This is a genomic window from Streptomyces sp. NPDC001137 (assembly GCF_040298885.1).
Lineage (GTDB): Bacteria > Actinomycetota > Actinomycetes > Streptomycetales > Streptomycetaceae > Streptomyces.
In genome coordinates this window covers 1-18,990 of record NZ_JBEPBA010000025.1, presented here as the reverse complement: position 1 = coordinate 18,990, position 18,990 = coordinate 1, and the positions used below count along the sequence as shown (strand labels likewise).

The following is an 18,990-nucleotide window of genomic DNA, read 5'->3' as shown; positions in this document are numbered from 1 at the left end:
GTGGTGACCGAGACGGAACCCCCGTACTACTCGGCCCGGTCCGCCGGAACCCCGCCGTTGTGCGGCGCCGGCTCCAGGTCGAACTCCCCGTCCCGCGCCCCGAGTACGAACGCCCGCCACTCCGCCTCGGTGTACCGCAGCACGGTGTCGGGGTCGAGGGAGGAACGCATGGCCACCGCGCCCTCGGGCAGGTACGCGATCTCGACGCGCTCCTCGTGCTCCTCGGTGCCGGGGGCGCTGTGCCACTCGACCCCCGAGATGTCGAGCGCGTACAGCTCGTCCCTCTCCCGCTCCTTGCGCGCCTTGATCTGCTCTTGCGTCTCCGCCATGGTGCGGGGCCTCTTCCTGACATGTGAACGAAGTACGTGTCTCACCCTACTTACGGGCACCACGCATCCACCGCGAGATCAGGTGTTCTGCACCTTGGTGAACGTGCCCTGTGCTACACCCGGCGGGAGCTTCACCTGGCCGTCGTACTCCGCGGTCGTCGACTTCCACATGTCCAGCTGGTCGGCCTCGTTCTGCTCGTGCGCCACGCCCATCTTGGTGAAGGCGATCCCCATCCCCGCCAGCCGCTCCGCCAGGCTGCCCATCGACTGGTACATGCCGTCGCGCAGGCCCGTGTAGGCGACGCCGAACTTCTCGCCGATGTCGTCGTCACCCCAGGGCGGGGTGCCGGTGCCCTCCAGCGCGGTCAGTCCGTCCTGCAGGGCCTTGACGGCCTTCGAGAAGTCCTGGCCGACCGTGTACATGTTGAAGCCCTCGGTCTTGAGGACCTTGGGATCGGAGTCCATGAAGTCAGACGACACAACTGCCCCCCGTGGCTTGTCTTTTCCCGTCTTCTCTCTTGCAACGCCACCATAGCGGCCCCCACTGACACAAGGGGGGCGGCACCCGCGTGGGTACCGCCCCCTGTGCCGCAGCTTTCGCCGCTCAGAACCGGGCCGGCAGCCAGCCCGTCTGAATCAGCTGTCCACCGCGTCGCCGCGTGTGGAAGTACCCACGGCCGGGCGGCAGTTGGGACGCCGTGATGTTGCCGAGCAGCGCACCCTCCGCCCGGTCGCCGGAGAGCACCAGGCCCTGGGCGCCGAGCTCGCGCATCCGCTGCATCACGGGCTCGTACAGCGACCGGCTGGCACCGCCCGAGGAGCGCGCGATGATGATGCGCAGACCGATGTCACGGGCGAACGGCAGATACTCGAGCAGCGGGGCCAGCGGGTTCACGCCGGTCGCGACCAGGTCGTAGTCGTCGACGATGACGAACGCGTCCGGGCTGCTGTACCAGCTGCGGTTGCGCAGCTGCTCGGGCGTCACGTCCGGGCCCGGCATACGGCGGTGCATCGAGCCGGCCAGGCCCTCCAGCGTCTCCGTGAGGGCGGGCGCCGAGGCGCAGTACCGCGACAGGTGCGAGTCGGGCACACCCTCCAGGTGCGCACGCCGGTAGTCACCCATGACGATCTTCGCCTGGTCCGGCGTGTAGCGCTCGGTGATCTGCTTGACGAGCAGCCGCAGGATCGCGGACTTACCGGACTCGCTCTCACCGAACACGATGAACAGCGGATCGGACTCGAAGTCGACGAAGACCGGCGACAGCGACGACTCGTCGATACCGATGGCGACACCCCGGTCCGGGTGCTCGAACCCCTTGGGCAGCCGGTCCGAGGGCAGCAGCGTGGGCAGCAGCCGTACGGCCGGAGCGTGGTTGCCCTGCCAGTTGTCGTTGATGCCGCGGATGAGGATCGACGTCGCCTCGGACAGGTCCTCGGTCGCCGAGGAGCCGTCGACCCGCGGCAGCGCGGTCATGAAGTGCAGCTTGTCCTGCGTCAGACCGCGGCCCGGCACCGCGGCCGGGACGTTCTGCGCGACCTTGCGGTCGACCTCGGACTCCGTCGGGTCACCGAGCCTGAGCTCGATGCGGTTCTGCAGCATGTCCTTGAGCGCGGGCCGCACCTCGGTGTAGCGGCTCGCGGTCAGGATGACATGCACACCGAAGCCGAGACCGCGCGTCGCGATCTCCGTGACGGTGGACTCCAGCAGCTCGTAGTCCTGCTTGAAGGTGGCCCAGCCGTCGATGACCAGGAAGACGTCGCCCCAGATCTGGTCGGGCAGATGGCCCGCGGCCCGGCGCTGCCGGTAGGTCTGGATGGAGTCGACGTTGTTCGTGCGGAAGTACTCCTCGCGCGAGTTGAGGATCCCCTCGACCTCGCTGACGGTACGGCGCACCTTCTCGGCGTCGAGACGGTTCGCGACCCCGCCGACGTGCGCCAGCTCCTCCATCGAGATCAGGCTGCCACCGCCGAAGTCCAGGCAGTAGAACTGCACTTCGGCCGGGGTGTGGGTGAGGGCGAACGAGGAGATCAGCGAACGCAGCAGCGTCGACTTGCCGGACTGCGGACCGCCCACGAACAGACCGTGGCCCGCACCGCCGGAGAAGTCCCGGTACAGCACGTCGCGCCGCTGCTCGAAGGGCTTGTCCACCAGGCCGACCGGCACATTGAGCCGGCCCAGCGCCGTGTAGTCGGGCGCGGTCAGGCCGCGCTCGGGGTGGACGGCGAGCTGGGGGAGGAGCTGCTCCAGCGAGGGCGCCTCCTCCAGCGGGGGCAGCCACACCTGGTGGGCGGGCGGTCCCTGGTTGACCATCCGGCCGACCAGGACGTCCAGGACGGTGTCGGCGAGCGCGTCGTCCACCCGGTTGTCGGGCTCCGGCTCCTCGACCACCGGCTGCGGGGGCAGCGCCACGTGCTCCGCCGTGAACAGCGCGGGCCGCAGCTGCGTCGAGCGGTGCACCCGGGAGGGCCCCTCGCCGTGGTACGGCCCCGACACGTACGCCGCCTTGAAGCGGACCATGGTGTCGGTGTCGTAGCGCAGATAACCGGAACCGGGGATCGACGGCAGGTGGTAGGCGTCCGGGACACCGATCGCCGTACGCGACTCGGCGGCGGAGAAGGTCCGCAGACCGATCCGGTACGAGAGATAGGTGTCCAGGCCGCGCAGCTTGCCCTCCTCCAGGCGCTGCGAGGCCAGGAGCAGGTGGATGCCCAGCGAACGGCCGATACGGCCGATCTGGATGAACATGTCGATGAAGTCGGGCTTGGCGGTGAGGAGTTCGGAGAACTCGTCCAGCACGATCACCAGCGACGCCATCGGTTCGAGGGCGGCGCCGGCGGCCCGGGCCTTCTCGTAGTCGTGCAGGTTGGCGTAGTTGCCCGCCGAGCGCAGCAGCTCCTGGCGGCGCTGCGTCTCACCCATGATCGAGTCACGCATGCGGTCGACGAGGGTGAGGTCGTCGGCGAGGTTGGTGATGACGGCCGCGGTGTGCGGCATGTCCGCCATGCCCGCGAAGGTCGCGCCGCCCTTGAAGTCCGCGAGGATGAAGTTCAGTGTCTCCGAGGAGTGCGTCACCGCGAGACCGAGCACGAGCGTACGCAGCACCTCGGACTTGCCGGAACCGGTCGCGCCGACGCACAGGCCGTGCGGGCCCATGCCCTCCTGCGAGGCCTCCTTGAGGTCCAGCATGACCGGCTCGCCGTTCTCGCCGACACCGATCGGCACCCGCAGCCGCTCGTGCAGTGTGCGCGGCCGCCAGGTGCGGGAGACGTCGACGGTGCCCGCGTCGCCGATGCCCATCAGGTCGGTGAAGTCCAGGTTGGAGAGCAGGGGTTCGCCCTCCTCCGCGGAACCGACCCGGAAGGGCGCCAGCTGCCGGGCCAGGGACTCGGCCTGCTCCGGGCTCAGCACATCGGGCTTGCCGGTGTACGCCGACTCGTGGCCGACGAACAGCTGCATCCGCTCCGGCTTCACATACGCCGTCAGACCGGCGCGCAGCTCCTCCTCCAGCTCGCCCGGGGCGATCTCCAGGAAGGTGACGCCCTGGAGCCCTTCGGAACTGGCGAGTTCGGAGTCCGGCGGCACGGTGCCGCCGTCGAGGACCACGATCAGATGCGGCTGGTCGTAGACGGGGGTCGCCTCACGGTTCCAGCGGGGCCGGTCGTCCAACTGGCTCGCCAGCGCCTCCTCCAGCTCCCCGAGGTCGTCGAAGAGCAGCCGGGCCGAGCCCGCTCCGTCCTTGGCCTTCGGGTGCTGGCTGTGCGGCAGCCACTTGATCCAGTCCCAGTCCGCCGCCGCGGACGGGTGCGCCACCACGGCGACCATCAGGTCTTCCGGCGAGTGCAGCGTCGCCAACTGGGAAATGGCCGCACGGGCGTTGCCGTAGACCGTGTCCGTGGCCCCGCAGATCGTCACGTGGTAGAAGGCGCGCAGCGAGATCGAGACCGGCAGGTCGTGCAGGCTGCCGTGGGCGTCGAGGAAGGCCTTCATGGCCGCCGCGGTCAGCGGCTCCAGCTCCTCCTTGGGCGCCGTGTCCGGGGCCACCAGCGGCGTGTTCAGCTGCTGGACACCGCGGCCGATCCGCACCGAGGCGAAGTCCGCGTCCGTCGGGCGCCGCTCCCACAGCCGCTTGCCGTCGGCCGCCACCGCCCACAGCTGCTCCGGGTCCGGGTGCTGGAAGAGCTGGCTGCGCCGCTGCAGTTCGGCCGTCTTGTGCACGTCCTTGCGGACCTGCTCCAGATAGCGGAAGTAGTCACGGCGGTCCTGCGCCATTCCCGCGCCGCCGCCCTGCCGGGACTTGGCGAACTGCGCGATGGCCATGGCCAGCGTCGAGGCGAGCATCAGCCCGCCGACCACTCTCATATAAGGGGGGAGGTTGGGCATGAAGAAGAAGCCGACGGAACCCAGCATGCCCATCATGGGCAGCAGGTTCATCAGCATGCTCTCGTCGCCCTCACGAGGGATCTCGGGGGGCGTCTCCAGTTTGACCTCGCCGTCCGGCACCACCGGGGGTGGTATCCGCGGTGGCCGTTTGATGATGACGACGCTCACCGATGCACTCATCCTTCGTGATTGAAACGTTGTGGCATCGACGCCCCCGTGTACCGCGACGTGTTCCCGTTCGCGTAGGCGTCGTTCGCGTTGGCGTCGATCCTACTGATGCCCCTGGACCGCAGGAGAGCCAGGAGGATGGAGATGCGGAGGGGGTACGGGGAGAATTGAGGGAGGCAGCCCCAACACCCCGTGGGGCAAGGGATAGGGTGGCGCTTCGCGTCGTACGAACTGCATGAAGCAGCCTTGTCCAACAGGGGGAACACCAGGTGAGCACGGGGACTTCGACAGGTTTCTGCCGAATCACCATCGCAGCGCCGGACAGCCGAGTCGATGTCGCGCTGCCGGAGGACCTGCCGATCCAGGACCTTTTTCCTGAGATCATCAGGCTCTCGGGCCTGGTCCAGTCGGACACCAGTCTTGCCGGTTATCACCTGGTGACCCGTGAGGGTCAGGTGCTCGACGCGAGCCGATCGTTGCTGGAGCACCGGGTCAGGGACGGCGAGGTGCTGCTGCTGCGGACCTTCGCCGACTCCCTGCCGCCGGCCGTCCACGACGACGTCGTGGATGCCATCGCCGCCGCGGTCAAGCAGGACATCCGCAGCTGGAACGACAACCTGATGCGGGTGGCCGGTCTCGTCGCCGGTTCGCTGCTGCTGGTCATGCTCGGCTTCGTCTTCTGGTTCGCGGACCCGATCCGGCACGACATGCACGGACTGCAGGGCATCCTCGCGGGCGTGACCGCCCTCGCCCTGACGGCACTCGCCGGTGTACGGGCCCGGGTCTACGACGACCGGGGCTCCGCCGTCGCGCTCGGCATCTCGGCGCTGCCGCACGCGCTCATCGCGGGCTCCGGCGTCCTCGCGCAGGGCGCGCACGAAGGCCCCGGAAGGCTCCAGTTCCTCGTCGGCTGCGTCGCCGTACTGCTGTTCTCCGTCGTGCTGATCATGCTGCTGCCGCAGGGCGACGCCCCGTTCGTGGCCGCCGCCCTGGCCTCCGCGATCGGCACGCTCGCCGTGTTCTGCGGGGTGCTGACCGACGCGGCGCCGCGGGAGATCGCCGCGGGCACCTCGGTGGTCGCCCTGGCGGTCGTCGGCTTCCTGCCCGGCTGGTCCGCCCGGTTCGCCAAGCTGCCGATCGGCTTCCGCAACCCCGAGGACCTCGCCCGGGCCCGCCGTGAGGGCCGCGAGGGCGACCTCGAGGCCGTCGACGTCCAGCGCATCGTCGCCCAGACCAGCCGTGGCCACGAACTGCTGCTCGGCCTGGTCGGCGGCTGCGCCGCCGTCATCGTCGGCGCGGGCGGCGCGGTGCTCGGCTTCAGCGACAGCGGCTGGGCCCAGCTGCTGGCCCTGTGCACCGGCCTCGCCGCGATGCTGCGGGCGCGTCTGTTCCGCTACACCGCCCAGGTCACCTGCCTGTTCGTGGCCGGTGTCATCACGCTCGGTCTGCTGGTCCTCGGCCTTGCGATCTCGCCGCCCGCCGACATCGTCATCCAGCTGCTCCAGAACAACCACGGCCCGGTCAACGTACGGACCCTGTGGCTCGGCGCCTCGGTCGCGGCCGGCGTGCTGCTCCTGATCGCGATCGCCCTGATCGTGCCGCAGAAGGGCCTCTCCCCGTTCTGGGGCCGCATGCTCGACCTCGCGGACTCGCTGGTCCTGCTCTCCCTGGTCCCCGTCTGCCTGGCGGTCCTCGACGTCTACGGCAAGGTCCGCGGCGGCATCGGGAACTGAGACCCGCCCGGCGACAGACCCGAACGCCCCACACCCTGCACGCAGGGCGTGGGGCGTCGGCGTGAGCACGGCAACGGAATCCGCACCTCCGGTCACGGCAAGACCCCACAGGAAAGGGACCCACGCGTGAGCTTCGGCCCGCCCCCTCCCATGTACGCGCAGCCCGCCCCGCCCGCGCAGCCCCCACGGCAAAAGCGCCGCCCGAAGTGGCCCCTGGCGCTGATCGCACTCGTCCTGGCCGGGGCACTCGGCGCCGGCGGCTGGCTCCTGTGGGGCGCCGGCGACGGCACGAAGACCTCGAACGGGGCAGCCACCCCCCAAGGACCGCTGGACATCCGGGAGACCGTGGAGAAGAAACCCGCGAGCCCCACCGGAAAGATGGCCTTCCGTTTCTCCGTGGACGACCTCAGCCCGGGTGAGCACTACCAGATGCCCGGCATGTGGGCCACGGACAAGATCCTCGCCAAGGGCATCAACAAGACCGTCATCGGGCTGCGCATAGGCACCGACGCCGCCCCCGGCGACGAGAGGTGGAAGCTCCCCCTCGACGGCCCGATCTGCGGCTACACCCGCCACGTGACCAACGACCACCGCACCGCCGTGCTGTTCCGCGCCAACGACCGCGGCAACGCCTTCTGCAACCACGTGGCCTTCTTCGACCTCGACGACGGCCGTGAGATCTGGGACGCCGACTTCCCCGTCTCCGAACTGGGCGACGGCCACGGCATGGCCACGGGCGGCGACTCCCAGGACACCCCGAGCGTGACCCTGGTGCACGGCACGGTCGTCGTCACCTGGGGCGGCGGCACGGACGCGTACCGCATGAAGGACGGCACGCGCGCGTGGGAGACGATTTCCGCCGGCCCCTGCCAGGACATGGGCGCAGCCGGCGGAGGCGCCCTGCTGGTGCGCCAGCAGTGCTGGAACGACAAGGCCCCCGCCGACTCCACGGACGCCACCACCTACAAGGCGCGCAAGGTGGACCCGGCAACCGGCAAGGTCCTGTGGACGTACTCCGCCGCGAAGGGCATCCGCGACCTGAACATCCCCTCCGCCGAGCCGCCCGTCCTCGCCGTCCAGGCCGGCGGGATCGGCATCTCCGAGATGATCCCCCTCGACACCTCGGGCAAGCCCCGCGCCGTGATCCGCCTCCAGAACGGCACCTACGTCGGCGAGTGCTCGTACGACGACTTCCTGAACACCGAGGACTGCCCGACCATCGCCGTCGGCGACGGCCAGGTCTTCCTGCGCAGCAAGGACTCGGGCGAGCTGATCAACTCCAACTGGATCATCGGCTTCGACCTGGCGACCGGAAAGACCACCAAGAAGTTCGACTCCGGCCCCGGCTCCCTGCTGTACCCGGTACGGATGAGCGGCGGCAGACTCCTCGCCGTACGCGTGACCGACCAGCACGTCATGCCGTCGGGACTGGTCAGCCTGGATCCGCACAAGGGCACGGAGAACCCGTACCTCTACTTCGACCTCCCCCAGGAGGCCGATCTGATGACGATGACGGACTACAACGACATCGTCGTCCAGGACGGCCGCATCTTCTTCGGCGTCAAGAAGGTCGACGGACCCGCCAAGGGACAGCCCAGGTGGGTGTATCTCGTCCTGGGCATCGAGAGCATGGCCGTGAAGTAGCGGCCCCACCGGCTGGTACCCTGTGTGACGGCCGTTTGTGTACGCACCCCCGGAGCCCCCGCAGGTTCACCTGCGGGACCTGGAGGCCGCGCCCAGCGGATCCCCGCCTCCCGAGTAACGGAAGCTCCCCCGAGACAAAGACCGGGGGCACTCGGTGGCATCCATGAAGACTACGAGGAGTACGAGTGTCGCTCGACGCCGCAGTGAAGAAGCAGATCATCTCCGAGTTCGGTACCAAGGACGGTGACACCGGCTCCCCCGAGGTCCAGGTCGCTCTGCTGTCCCGTCGGATCTCCGACCTGACCGAGCACCTCAAGACCCACAAGCACGACCACCACTCCCGTCGTGGTCTGCTGATCCTGGTCGGTCAGCGCCGTCGCCTGCTGCAGTACCTCGCCAAGAAGGACATCCAGCGCTTCCGTGCGCTGGTCGACCGCCTCGGCATCCGCCGTGGTGCGGCGGGCGCCAAGTAAGACGCCGTGCAGGGGGAGCGGTTCCCGAAGGGTCGGGACCGCTCCCTTTGCCGTACGTACGGCAAAGGTCCGTACGTGCGGAAACATGCGGAGTGTCACTGCCCCTTTGTAGTGTGGTAGCACAACGCAATACGTACGACACAGCGAGAAGCGCACCTCGCCGCCGCCGGTCCTCGGTAGTGGCCCCCGGGGGAAGTGAGCCCCGGGTGCTTCGATCGAAGACCGGCCCGCACCAGTGGAGCGCTTCTCCGTGACGGTCCTCCTGCCACACGGGCAGACAAGGACAAAAGACGAAAAGTATCGGAGAAAACGCTAGTGGAGAACGAGACCCACTACGCCGAAGCCGTCATCGACAACGGTTCCTTCGGCACCCGCACCATCCGCTTCGAGACGGGCCGCCTGGCCAAGCAGGCCGCCGGCTCCGCCGTGGCGTACCTGGACGACGACACCATGGTGCTGTCGGCCACCACCGCCTCCAAGAACCCCAAGGACCAGCTCGACTTCTTCCCGCTGACGGTGGACGTCGAGGAGCGGATGTACGCCGCCGGCAAGATCCCCGGCAGCTTCTTCCGCCGTGAGGGCCGCCCCTCCGAGGACGCGATCCTCACCTGCCGCCTCATCGACCGCCCGCTGCGCCCGTCCTTCAAGAAGGGCCTGCGCAACGAGATCCAGGTCGTCGCCACGATCATGGCGCTCAACCCCGACCACCTGTACGACGTCGTGGCGATCAACGCCGCGTCCGCGTCCACGCAGCTGGCCGGCCTGCCCTTCTCCGGCCCGATCGGCGGCGTCCGCGTCGCACTGATCAACAACCAGTGGGTGGCCTTCCCGACGCACTCCGAGCTCGAGGACGCCGTCTTCGACATGGTCGTCGCGGGCCGCGTCCTGGAGGACGGCGACGTCGCGATCATGATGGTCGAGGCCGAGGCCACCGAGAAGACCATCCAGCTGGTCAAGGGCGGCGCCGAGGCGCCGACCGAGGAGGTCGTCGCCGCCGGTCTGGACGCCGCGAAGCCCTTCATCAAGGTGCTCTGCAAGGCCCAGGCCGACCTCGCCGCGAAGGCCGCCAAGCCGACCGCCGAGTTCCCGATCTTCCTGGACTACCAGGACGACGTCCTCGAGGCCCTCACCGGCGCCGTCAAGCCGGAACTCGCGCAGGCGCTCACCATCGCCGGCAAGCAGGAGCGCGAGGCCGAGCTGGACCGCGTCAAGGCGCTCGCCGCCGAGAAGCTCCTGCCGGAGTTCGAGGGCCGCGAGAAGGAGATCTCCGCCGCGTACCGCTCGCTGACCAAGACCCTGGTCCGCGAGCGCGTCATCAAGGAGAAGAAGCGCATCGACGGCCGCGGTGTCACCGACATCCGCACGCTGGCCGCCGAGGTCGAGGCCATCCCGCGGGTGCACGGCTCGGCGCTGTTCGAGCGTGGCGAGACCCAGATCCTGGGCGTCACCACCCTCAACATGCTCCGCATGGAGCAGCAGCTGGACACCCTCTCCCCGGTGACCCGCAAGCGCTACATGCACAACTACAACTTCCCGCCGTACTCCACCGGCGAGACCGGCCGCGTCGGCTCCCCGAAGCGCCGCGAGATCGGCCACGGCGCCCTCGCCGAGCGCGCCCTCGTGCCGGTCCTGCCGACGCGCGAGGAGTTCCCCTACGCGATCCGTCAGGTGTCCGAGGCCCTCGGCTCCAACGGCTCGACGTCCATGGGCTCGGTCTGCGCCTCCACCATGTCGCTGCTGAACGCCGGTGTGCCGCTGAAGGCCCCCGTCGCCGGTATCGCCATGGGCCTCATCTCCCAGGAGATCGAGGGCGAGACGCACTACGTCACCCTCACCGACATCCTCGGTGCGGAGGACGCCTTCGGTGACATGGACTTCAAGGTCGCCGGCACCAAGGAGTTCGTGACCGCGCTCCAGCTGGACACCAAGCTGGACGGCATCCCGGCCTCCGTCCTGGCCGCCGCGCTCAAGCAGGCTCGTGACGCCCGCCTCCACATCCTCGACGTGATGATGGAAGCGATCGACACGCCGGACGAGATGTCCCCGAACGCCCCGCGGATCATCACGGTCAAGATCCCCGTGGACAAGATCGGTGAGGTCATCGGCCCCAAGGGCAAGATGATCAACCAGATCCAGGAGGACACCGGCGCCGAGATCACGATCGAGGACGACGGCACCATCTACATCGGTGCCGCCGACGGCCCGGCCGCCGAGGCCGCCCGCGCCACGATCAACGGCATCGCCAACCCGACCATGCCGGAGGTCGGCGAGCGCTACCTGGGCACCGTCGTGAAGACGACGACCTTCGGTGCGTTCGTGTCGCTGCTCCCGGGCAAGGACGGTCTGCTGCACATCTCGCAGATCCGCAAGCTGGCCGGCGGCAAGCGCGTGGAGAACGTCGAGGACGTCGTCGGCGTGGGCCAGAAGGTCCAGGTCGAGATCGCCGAGATCGACTCCCGCGGCAAGCTCTCCCTGATCCCGGTCATCGAGGGCGAAGAAGGCGACGAGAAGAAGGACGACGGCGACAAGTGACGCCCCGTGGCTTCGAGGCGACGGCCCGCACCTCCTCGGAGGCGCGGGCCGTCGCCCGTACCCAAACCCTCATCAAGGGCGAGAACGGCATCGGCACGGTCCGCAAGACCACCCTCCCGGGCGGCCTGCGCATCGTCACCGAGACCCTGCCCTCGGTCCGCTCCGCGACCTTCGGCATCTGGGCGCACGTCGGCTCCCGCGACGAGACCCCGGCCCTGAACGGCGCCACGCACTATCTGGAGCACCTGCTCTTCAAGGGCACCTCCCGCCGTAGTGCGATGGACATCTCCTCCGCCATCGACGCGGTCGGCGGCGAGATGAACGCGTTCACGGCGAAGGAGTACACGTGCTACTACGCGCGCGTGCTCGACAGCGACCTGCCCCTCGCCATCGACGTCGTCTGCGACATGCTCACGGGCTCCCTGATACGGGAGGAGGACGTCAACGTCGAACGCGGCGCGATCCTCGAAGAGATCGCGATGACCGAGGACGACCCGGGCGACTGCGTGCACGACCTCTTCGCGCACACGATGTTCGGCGACAACCCCCTCGGCCGCCCCGTCCTCGGCACGGTCGACACGGTCAACGCCCTCACCGCGGACCGCATCCGCCGCTTCTACAAGAAGCACTACGACCCGACCCACCTCGTCGTGGCGGCCGCAGGCAACATCGACCACAACAAGGTCGTACGACAGGTCCGCGCGGCCTTCGAGAAGGCGGGCGCCTTCAAGAACGACGCGGCGGCCCCGATCGCCCCGCGCGACGGCAGCCGCACCATCCGCACCGCGGGCCGCGTGGAACTGCTCGGCCGCAAGACCGAACAGGCACACGTCGTCCTCGGCATGCCGGGCCTCGCCCGCACCGACGAGCGCCGCTGGGCCCTCGGCGTGCTGAACACGGCCCTCGGCGGCGGCATGTCGTCCCGCCTCTTCCAGGAGGTCCGCGAGAAGCGCGGCCTGGCCTACAGCGTGTACTCGTACACCTCGGGCTTCGCCGACTGCGGCCTGTTCGGCGTGTACGCCGGCTGCCGGCCCTCGCAGGTCCACGACGTGCTGAAGATCTGCCGCGACGAACTCGACCACGTCGCCGAGCACGGCCTGTCCGACGACGAGATCGGCCGCGCCATCGGCCAGCTCCGCGGTTCGACGGTCCTGGGTCTCGAGGACACGGGCGCGCTGATGAACCGTATCGGCAAGAGCGAGCTGTGCTGGGGCGAGCAGATGTCCGTCGACGACATGCTGGCCCGGATAGCCTCGGTCACCCCGGACGACGTCCGCTCGGTCGCGCGCGACATCCTGGGACAGCGGCCTTCGCTGTCGGTCATCGGCCCGCTGAAGGACAAGCAGGCGTCCCGCCTGAACGAAGCGGTCGCGTAAGTCCTCTCCTGAAGGAAGCAAGAAGATGAGCAAGCTGCGCGTGGCGGTCCTCGGTGCCAAGGGCCGCATCGGCTCGGAGGCGGTACGCGCCGTCGAGGCGGCCGAGGACATGGAGCTGGTGGCCGCCCTCGGTCGGGGCGACAAGCTGGAGACGTTGGCGGAGACCGGCGCCCAGGTCGCCGTCGAACTGACCACGCCCGCCTCGGTGATGGACAACCTCGAGTACTGCGTGAGCCACGGCATCCACGCGGTCGTCGGTACGACGGGCTGGACCGACGAGCGCCTCGCGCAGCTGGGCGGCTGGCTGGCCGCCTCCCCGGAGACGGGCGTGCTGATCGCGCCGAACTTCTCCATCGGCGCCGTGCTGACGATGAAGTTCGCGCAGATCGCCGCGCCCTACTTCGAGTCCGTCGAGGTCATCGAGCTGCACCACCCGAAGAAGGTCGACGCCCCCTCCGGGACCGCCACGCGCACGGCCCAGCTCATCGCCGAGGCGCGGCGCGCGGCAGGCACGGCCCCGGCGCCGGACGCCACGGAGACGGCACTGGACGGCGCCCGCGGCGCGAGTGTCGACGGGGTCCCCGTCCACGCCGTCCGCCTGCGCGGTCTGCTCGCCCACCAGGAGGTCCTGCTCGGCGGCGAGGGCGAGACGCTGACCGTCCGGCACGACTCGCTCCACCACAGCAGCTTCATGCCGGGCATCCTGCTCGGCGCCCGCCGCGTGGTGACCACCCCGGGCCTGACCTTCGGCCTGGAACACTTCCTGGACCTGGGCTGACACCGCCATGCGAGCCAAGCTGTCCTACGCCATAACGGCCGCCGTCCTGGTCTTCTACTTCGTCCTGGTCGGCAGCCGCGGCGTCATGCTCATCCAGTCCGGCACGGTCCTCACCGTCACCTTCGGCGTGGCGGTGCTGATCCTGCCGGTGATCGGCCTGTGGTTCCTGTGGAAGAACACCCAGTTCGTTCGCAAGGCCAACGCCCTCGCCGCCGAACTCGACGCCGAGGGCGGCCTGCCCGTCGACGAGCTGAAGCGCACACCCGGCGGCCGTATCGACCGCGACTCGGCCGACGAGGTCTTCGCCAAGCGCAAGGCCGAGACGGAAGCGGCCCCCGACGACTGGCGCAGCTGGTTCCGCCTCGCCGTCGCCTACCACGACGCCCGCGACACCCCCCGCGCCCGCAAGGCCATGCAACGCGCCATCGCCCTGCACGACGGCAGGCCCGTCGAGGCGTAGCTGCGGGCGGTCAGCCGTGCCGTTCGGTCAGCCGCGGCTGTTCTCCGCGGCCCACGCCTCGATCGTGTCCGCGGCCCGGTCGAACGACCCGGGCCGCGCCACGAAGTCCGCGTTGTGCGTGGTCAGCAGCACCGGCGCGTCCTGCGCCGGACGGTCACTGCGTACGAGGATCAGCGCCTGCCCCTGCACCGTGCGCGGCAGCCCGAACCAGCGCACCGGCTGCTGCACCGTCCGCAGCGCGGCCACCCGCTCCCACGGCGTCGTACGCGTCCCGAAGAAGCCCACCTGGCGCAGCCCGCGCGCACTCACCCAGACACCCACGCGCAGCAGCCGGAGAGAACCCGCGATGACGGCCAGCGCGATACCGAGGACCACGCCGGCCTCGGAGGCCGAAGCGGTGAACGCGATGATGACCGCGGCGAACAGTACGAACGAGGCGAGCAGCAGCCAGAGCGCCGCCACGCCCACACGCCATGGCCCGGGACGGTAGGGACGCCGCCAGCGGTCACGGTCGTCGAACGGCAGCGCGTCGTCCGCTGGCTCATAGGCACGGTCGGCCGTCAGGAAGGGCAGGGGCACGGCTGGTCCTCACTCAATCCATGCATGGGCTGTGCCCGGTGAGGTTATCCGTCTGTGTTCCCGCCCACCACTCGTGGGGTCCGGATGGAGTCAGTGCCCCTGAGAGGCCTGTGACTGCTGAGCCGGCGTGGAAGCGGGGCTGGACAGCGCGGGCATGCCGAGAACCAGCGAGCCCACCAGCCCGGCGACGATGGTGAGCCCGAGCAGCCAGCGCCCGGCTATCTGACCGGCGGACGCCCTCTCACGGGGCGGGGGAGCGACATTGCTGCGGAACCTGTCGGCTTCGGCGACGAAGGCGAACGGGACGGGTTCACGCCGACGGAACATGATGGGAGCTTCTCCTCTCGGGATCGAACGAGTGACTGTCACCTACACAGACGGTCGAGTGCCCCAAAGGGTGCCCGGTTTCGCCGAATTCACAGAAATTCGCCGGCGTATGTCGCGACCCGGCACCGAACGCCCCGTTGTCAGAGCCGGGCCGTAGAGTGGGCGCCGCCCGAGAGAAGTGATGGAAGGGACCCTCCGAGTCGTGACCGACACCCCCGCCGACGACCTCAAGCCCAGCTTCCGCAGCGACGTCACCGTCGAGCTGGTCAAGCACACCGCGTCCGACGCCGACGTGCTCTTCGCCGCCCGCGTCTCGACCATCGGCGAGCAGTCCCTGGACGAGCTGGGCAAGGACCCCGAGCGCTCCAAGGGCCTGATCAACTATCTGATGCGCGACCGGCACGGCAGCCCGTTCGAGCACAACTCGATGACCTTCTTCATCAGTGCTCCGATCTTCGTCTTCCGCGAGTTCATGCGGCACCGCGTCGGCTGGTCGTACAACGAGGAATCGGGCCGGTACCGCCAGCTCCAGCCCGCCTTCTACGTGCCCGACGAGTCCCGCAAGCTGGTCCAGGAGGGCCGCCCCGGAAAGTACGTCTTCGTGGAGGGCACCCAGGCCCAGCAGGAGCTGGTCGGCCGTGTCATGGAGGACTCGTACCGCCAGGCGTACGAGGCGTACCAGGAGATGCTCGCCGCCGGCGTCGCCCGCGAGGTCGCCCGCGCGGTCCTCCCGGTCGGTCTGTTCTCCTCCATGTACGCCACCTGCAACGCCCGCTCGCTGATGCACTTCCTCGGCCTGCGCACCCAGCACGAGCTGGCGAAGGTCCCGTCCTTCCCGCAGCGGGAGATCGAGATGGTCGGAGAGAAGATGGAGGCCGAGTGGGCCAAGCTCATGCCGCTCACCTACGCCGCCTTCAACGCGAACGGCCGCGTGGCGCCGTAGCGCACCGCGTCCCCAGGCCGAGCACAGGTGTACGGTCAGCCTCGCGAGGTGTCCGTATTGCGGCATTTGGAGAAGTTCATCTAGCCTGATCAAACGGACCCGGTACTGCTTGAACCCCCGAGCAGGCAGTACCGGGCTCCGCATTTGTCCGGACTTATCCCGCACCCCAAGGGCAGACCACGCATTGAGCACCGAGTAGCGTGTTACCCATGGCTCCGACCTCGACTCCGCAGACCCCCTTCGGGCGGGTCCTCACCGCCATGGTCACGCCCTTCACGGCGGACGGCGCACTCGACCTCGACGGCGCGCAGCGGCTCGCCGCCCACCTGGTGGACGCAGGCAACGACGGCCTGATCATCAACGGCACCACCGGCGAGTCCCCCACCACCAGTGACGCGGAGAAATCGGAGCTCGTACGAGCGGTGCTGGAGGCGGTCGGCGACCGCGCCCACGTCATCGCGGGCGTCGGCACCAACGACACCCACCACAGCATCGAGCTGGCCCGGGCAGCCGAGAAGGTGGGCGCACACGGCCTCCTGATCGTGACGCCGTACTACAACAAGCCCCCGCAGGAGGGCCTGTACCGGCACTTCACGTCCGTCGCCGACGCCGCCGAGCTGCCGGTCATGCTCTACGACATCCCCGGCCGCAGCGGTGTCCCGATCAACACCGAGACACTGGTCCGGCTCGCGGAGCACCCGCGCATCGTCGCCAACAAGGACGCCAAGGGCGACCTCGGCCGCGCGAGCTGGGCCATCGCGCGCTCCGGGCTCGCCTGGTACTCCGGCGACGACATGCTGAACCTGCCGCTGCTCTCCGTGGGCGCGGTCGGCTTCGTGTCGGTCGTGGGCCACGTGGTCACTCCGGACCTGCGCGCCCTGGTCGAGGCATTCGTCTCCGGGGACGTCCAGAAGGCCACCGAGATCCACCAGAAGCTGCTCCCGGTCTACACGGGCATGTTCCGCACCCAGGGCGTCATGACGACGAAGGCCGCCCTCGCCCTCCAGGGCCTGCCCGCGGGCCCGCTGCGCGCACCCATGGTGGAGTGCACGCCCGAAGAGATCGCACAGCTCAAGATCGATCTTGCTGCGGGCGGGGTACAGCTCTAACACCAGACTTGGCACCACCACAGGCTTCACAACTGAATAGCGGGCCACCGGTGCCCGCACCCCACAACGACAACTGCTCATGCACGAACGTCACGCGCGCCACGTGCCCACCGGTACGTGGCGCGTGTGGTGAGGAGAGTCTTTTGAGTCATCCGCATCCTGAACTCGGCCCGCCCCCGCCGCTCCCCGAAGGTGGCCTGCGGGTCACCCCGCTCGGCGGTCTCGGCGAGATCGGCCGAAACATGACGGTCTTCGAGTACGGCGGCCGTCTTCTGATCGTCGACTGCGGCGTGCTCTTCCCCGAGGAGGAGCAGCCCGGGATCGACCTGATCCTGCCGGACTTCTCGTCCGTACGGGACCGCCTCGACGACATCGAAGGCATCGTGCTCACGCACGGCCACGAGGACCACATCGGCGGCGTCCCCTACCTCCTGCGCGAGAAGCCGGACATCCCGCTGATCGGCTCCAAGCTGACCCTCGCCCTCATCGAGGCGAAGCTCCAGGAGCACCGTATCCGCCCGTACACCCTCGAGGTGGCGGAGGGGAACCGCGAACGTGTCGGCCCCTTCGACTGCGAGTTCGTCGCGGTCAACCACTCCATCCCGGACGCCCTCGCCGTGGCCATCCGCACGCCCGCGGGCATGGCGGTCCACACCGGCGACTTCAAGATGGACCAGCTTCCGCTGGACGGCCGCCTCACGGACCTCCACGCTTTCGCACGGCTGAGCGAGGAGGGTATCGATCTCCTCCTCGCGGATTCGACGAACGCGGAGGTCCCCGGCTTCGTCCCGCCCGAGCGCGACATCTCCAACGTCCTGCGCCAGGTCTTCGCGAGCGCCCGCAAGCGGATCATCGTGGCCAGCTTCGCCAGCCACGTCCACCGCATCCAGCAGATCCTGGACGCGGCCCACGAGTACGGCCGCCGGGTCGCCTTCGTAGGCCGCTCCATGGTCCGCAACATGGGCATCGCCCGGGACTTGGGCTACCTGAAGGTCCCGCCGGGCCTGGTCGTCGATGTGAAGACACTCGACGACCTCCCCGACAGCGAGGTCGTGCTGGTCTGCACCGGCTCGCAGGGCGAGCCCATGGCGGCCCTGTCCCGCATGGCCAACCGCGACCACCAGATCCGCATCGTCGACGGCGACACGGTGATCCTGGCGTCGTCGCTGATCCCCGGCAACGAGAACGCGGTCTACCGCGTGATCAACGGCCTGACCCGCTGGGGCGCGAACGTGGTCCACAAGGGCAACGCGAAGGTCCATGTCTCGGGCCACGCTTCCGCCGGCGAGCTCCTGTACTTCTACAACATCTGCCGCCCGAAGAACCTGATGCCGGTCCATGGCGAATGGCGCCACCTGCGCGCCAATGCCGAGCTGGGCGCCATGACCGGTGTCCCGCACGACCGCATCGTCATCGCCGAGGACGGCGTGGTCGTCGACCTCGTCGAGGGCAAGGCCAAGATCGCGGGCAAGGTCCAGGCCGGTTACGTCTACGTCGACGGGCTCTCGGTCGGCGACGTGGGTGAGCCGGCGCTGAAGGACCGCAAGATCCTCGGCGACGAGGGCATCATCTCGGTCTTCCTCGTGGTGGACTCGTCCACCGGCAAGATCACGGGCGGCCCGCACATCCAGGCCCGCGGCTCGGGCATCGAGGACACGGCCTTCGCCGACGTGATCCCGAAGATCACCGAGGTGCTCGAACGCTCGGCACAGGACGGGGTGGTGGAGCCGCACCAGCTGCAGCAGCTCATCCGCCGCACCCTCGGCAAGTGGGTCTCCGACACGTATCGGCGCAGGCCAATGATCCTCCCGGTCGTGGTGGAGGTCTGACGGGGGTACGACCCCTCGTACGTGTGAACCCGGAGCGGGGCGCCTCGATTTGCATCGGGGCGCCCCGCTCCAGTACGTTTACGGCTCCGCCAGAACGGGAACCCGGCCGCCTCGCGCGCCGGAACCAGTCCCCGATCGGGGCGGGAAATCCGACTCAGAATCTCTGATAAAGTCGGAGCCGCCGGAAAGGGAAACGCGAAAGCGGGAACCTGGAAAGCACCGAGGAAATCGGACCGGGAAACGGTCTGATAGAGTCGGAAACGCAAGACCGAAGGGAAACTGCCCGGAGGAAAGCCCGAGAGGGTGAGTACAAAGGAAGCGTCCGTTCC

At 69.0% G+C, this 18,990-nt stretch carries 15 protein-coding genes; 10 read left to right on the top strand and 5 right to left on the bottom strand.

The genetic code is table 11. From position 1 onward, the window contains the following. Positions 1–26: 26 nt before the first annotated feature. The 3 genes from ABT254_RS36360 to eccCa all read right to left on the bottom strand — a co-directional run bounded on the left by ABT254_RS36360 (position 27) and on the right by eccCa (position 4,878). A complete protein-coding gene (locus ABT254_RS36360; RefSeq protein ID WP_351480059.1) occupies positions 27–329 on the bottom strand; it encodes a DUF397 domain-containing protein in 303 nt (100 codons plus the stop codon). 78 nt (positions 330–407) lie between these two features. Then, positions 408–794 (bottom strand): hypothetical protein, encoded by a 387-nt coding sequence (locus tag ABT254_RS36355; protein ID WP_351480056.1) that lies wholly within the window; start codon positions 792–794, stop codon positions 408–410. Between the two features lie 139 nt (positions 795–933). Further along, positions 934–4,878: a type VII secretion protein EccCa gene (gene eccCa / locus ABT254_RS36350; protein ID WP_351480053.1), complete on the bottom strand. Its 3,945-nt coding sequence runs from the start codon at positions 4,876–4,878 to the stop codon at positions 934–936. A gap of 269 nt (positions 4,879–5,147) precedes the next feature. Between eccCa and eccD the strand changes: the two genes are divergently transcribed. From eccD to ABT254_RS36315, 7 genes are all read left to right on the top strand, one after another. Then, positions 5,148–6,611 carry a type VII secretion integral membrane protein EccD gene (eccD, locus tag ABT254_RS36345; RefSeq protein WP_351480050.1) on the top strand — a complete coding sequence of 488 codons (1,464 nt, stop codon included), beginning with the start codon at positions 5,148–5,150 and terminating at the stop codon, positions 6,609–6,611. 126 nt (positions 6,612–6,737) lie between these two features. Then, positions 6,738–8,255, top strand: a complete 1,518-nt coding sequence (locus tag ABT254_RS36340; protein ID WP_351480047.1) for an outer membrane protein assembly factor BamB family protein — start codon at positions 6,738–6,740, stop codon at positions 8,253–8,255. Between the two features lie 185 nt (positions 8,256–8,440). Beyond that, the gene (gene rpsO / locus ABT254_RS36335; protein ID WP_351323622.1) at positions 8,441–8,728 is read left to right on the top strand and encodes a 30S ribosomal protein S15; all 288 of its coding nucleotides are present in this window, start codon (positions 8,441–8,443) and stop codon (positions 8,726–8,728) included. Positions 8,729–9,043: 315 nt separating this feature from the next. Continuing rightward, positions 9,044–11,260, top strand: a complete 2,217-nt coding sequence (locus ABT254_RS36330; protein ID WP_351480044.1) for a polyribonucleotide nucleotidyltransferase — start codon at positions 9,044–9,046, stop codon at positions 11,258–11,260. Beyond that, positions 11,257–12,636 carry a M16 family metallopeptidase gene (locus ABT254_RS36325; RefSeq protein WP_351480041.1) on the top strand — a complete coding sequence of 460 codons (1,380 nt, stop codon included), beginning with the start codon at positions 11,257–11,259 and terminating at the stop codon, positions 12,634–12,636. Before ABT254_RS36330 ends, ABT254_RS36325 begins: the two co-directional genes overlap by 4 nt. A gap of 25 nt (positions 12,637–12,661) precedes the next feature. Further along, a complete protein-coding gene (gene dapB, locus ABT254_RS36320) occupies positions 12,662–13,414 on the top strand; it encodes a 4-hydroxy-tetrahydrodipicolinate reductase (protein ID WP_351480038.1) in 753 nt (250 codons plus the stop codon). A 7-nt stretch (positions 13,415–13,421) separates the two neighbouring features. Continuing rightward, complete coding sequence (locus ABT254_RS36315) at positions 13,422–13,874, top strand: tetratricopeptide repeat protein (protein ID WP_351480035.1); 453 nt, start codon at positions 13,422–13,424, stop codon at positions 13,872–13,874. 27 nt (positions 13,875–13,901) lie between these two features. Here ABT254_RS36315 and ABT254_RS36310 read toward each other — a convergent pair whose 3' ends face one another. Next, complete coding sequence (locus tag ABT254_RS36310; RefSeq protein WP_351480032.1) at positions 13,902–14,453, bottom strand: SCO5741 family PH domain-containing membrane protein; 552 nt, start codon at positions 14,451–14,453, stop codon at positions 13,902–13,904. Positions 14,454–14,543: 90 nt separating this feature from the next. After that, positions 14,544–14,780, bottom strand: coding sequence for a hypothetical protein (locus ABT254_RS36305; protein ID WP_351480029.1), 237 nt, complete (start codon positions 14,778–14,780; stop codon positions 14,544–14,546). A 202-nt stretch (positions 14,781–14,982) separates the two neighbouring features. Between ABT254_RS36305 and thyX the strand changes: the two genes are divergently transcribed. The 3 genes from thyX to ABT254_RS36290 all read left to right on the top strand — a co-directional run bounded on the left by thyX (position 14,983) and on the right by ABT254_RS36290 (position 18,661). Continuing rightward, positions 14,983–15,723, top strand: coding sequence for an FAD-dependent thymidylate synthase (gene thyX, locus ABT254_RS36300; RefSeq protein ID WP_351480026.1), 741 nt, complete (start codon positions 14,983–14,985; stop codon positions 15,721–15,723). A 209-nt stretch (positions 15,724–15,932) separates the two neighbouring features. Then, positions 15,933–16,832 (top strand): 4-hydroxy-tetrahydrodipicolinate synthase, encoded by a 900-nt coding sequence (gene dapA / locus ABT254_RS36295; RefSeq protein ID WP_351480023.1) that lies wholly within the window; start codon positions 15,933–15,935, stop codon positions 16,830–16,832. Positions 16,833–16,975: 143 nt separating this feature from the next. Further along, on the top strand, positions 16,976–18,661 hold the full coding sequence (locus ABT254_RS36290; RefSeq protein WP_351480020.1) for a ribonuclease J: 1,686 nt from the start codon (positions 16,976–16,978) through the stop codon (positions 18,659–18,661). Positions 18,662–18,990: the final 329 nt, after the last annotated feature.

What these genes read in the sequence shown, in the direction of transcription:
- ABT254_RS36315 (WP_351480035.1), top strand. Translation starts at nt 13,422, where the DNA reads ATGCGAGCCAAGCTGTCCTACGCCATAACGGCCGCCGTCCTGGTCTTC.
- dapA (WP_351480023.1), top strand. Translation starts at nt 15,933, where the DNA reads ATGGCTCCGACCTCGACTCCGCAGACCCCCTTCGGGCGGGTCCTCACC.
- ABT254_RS36360 (WP_351480059.1), bottom strand. Translation starts at nt 329, where the DNA reads ATGGCGGAGACGCAAGAGCAGATCAAGGCGCGCAAGGAGCGGGAGAGG.
- ABT254_RS36305 (WP_351480029.1), bottom strand. Translation starts at nt 14,780, where the DNA reads ATGTTCCGTCGGCGTGAACCCGTCCCGTTCGCCTTCGTCGCCGAAGCC.
- ABT254_RS36355 (WP_351480056.1), bottom strand. Translation starts at nt 794, where the DNA reads ATGGACTCCGATCCCAAGGTCCTCAAGACCGAGGGCTTCAACATGTAC.
- dapB (WP_351480038.1), top strand. Translation starts at nt 12,662, where the DNA reads ATGAGCAAGCTGCGCGTGGCGGTCCTCGGTGCCAAGGGCCGCATCGGC.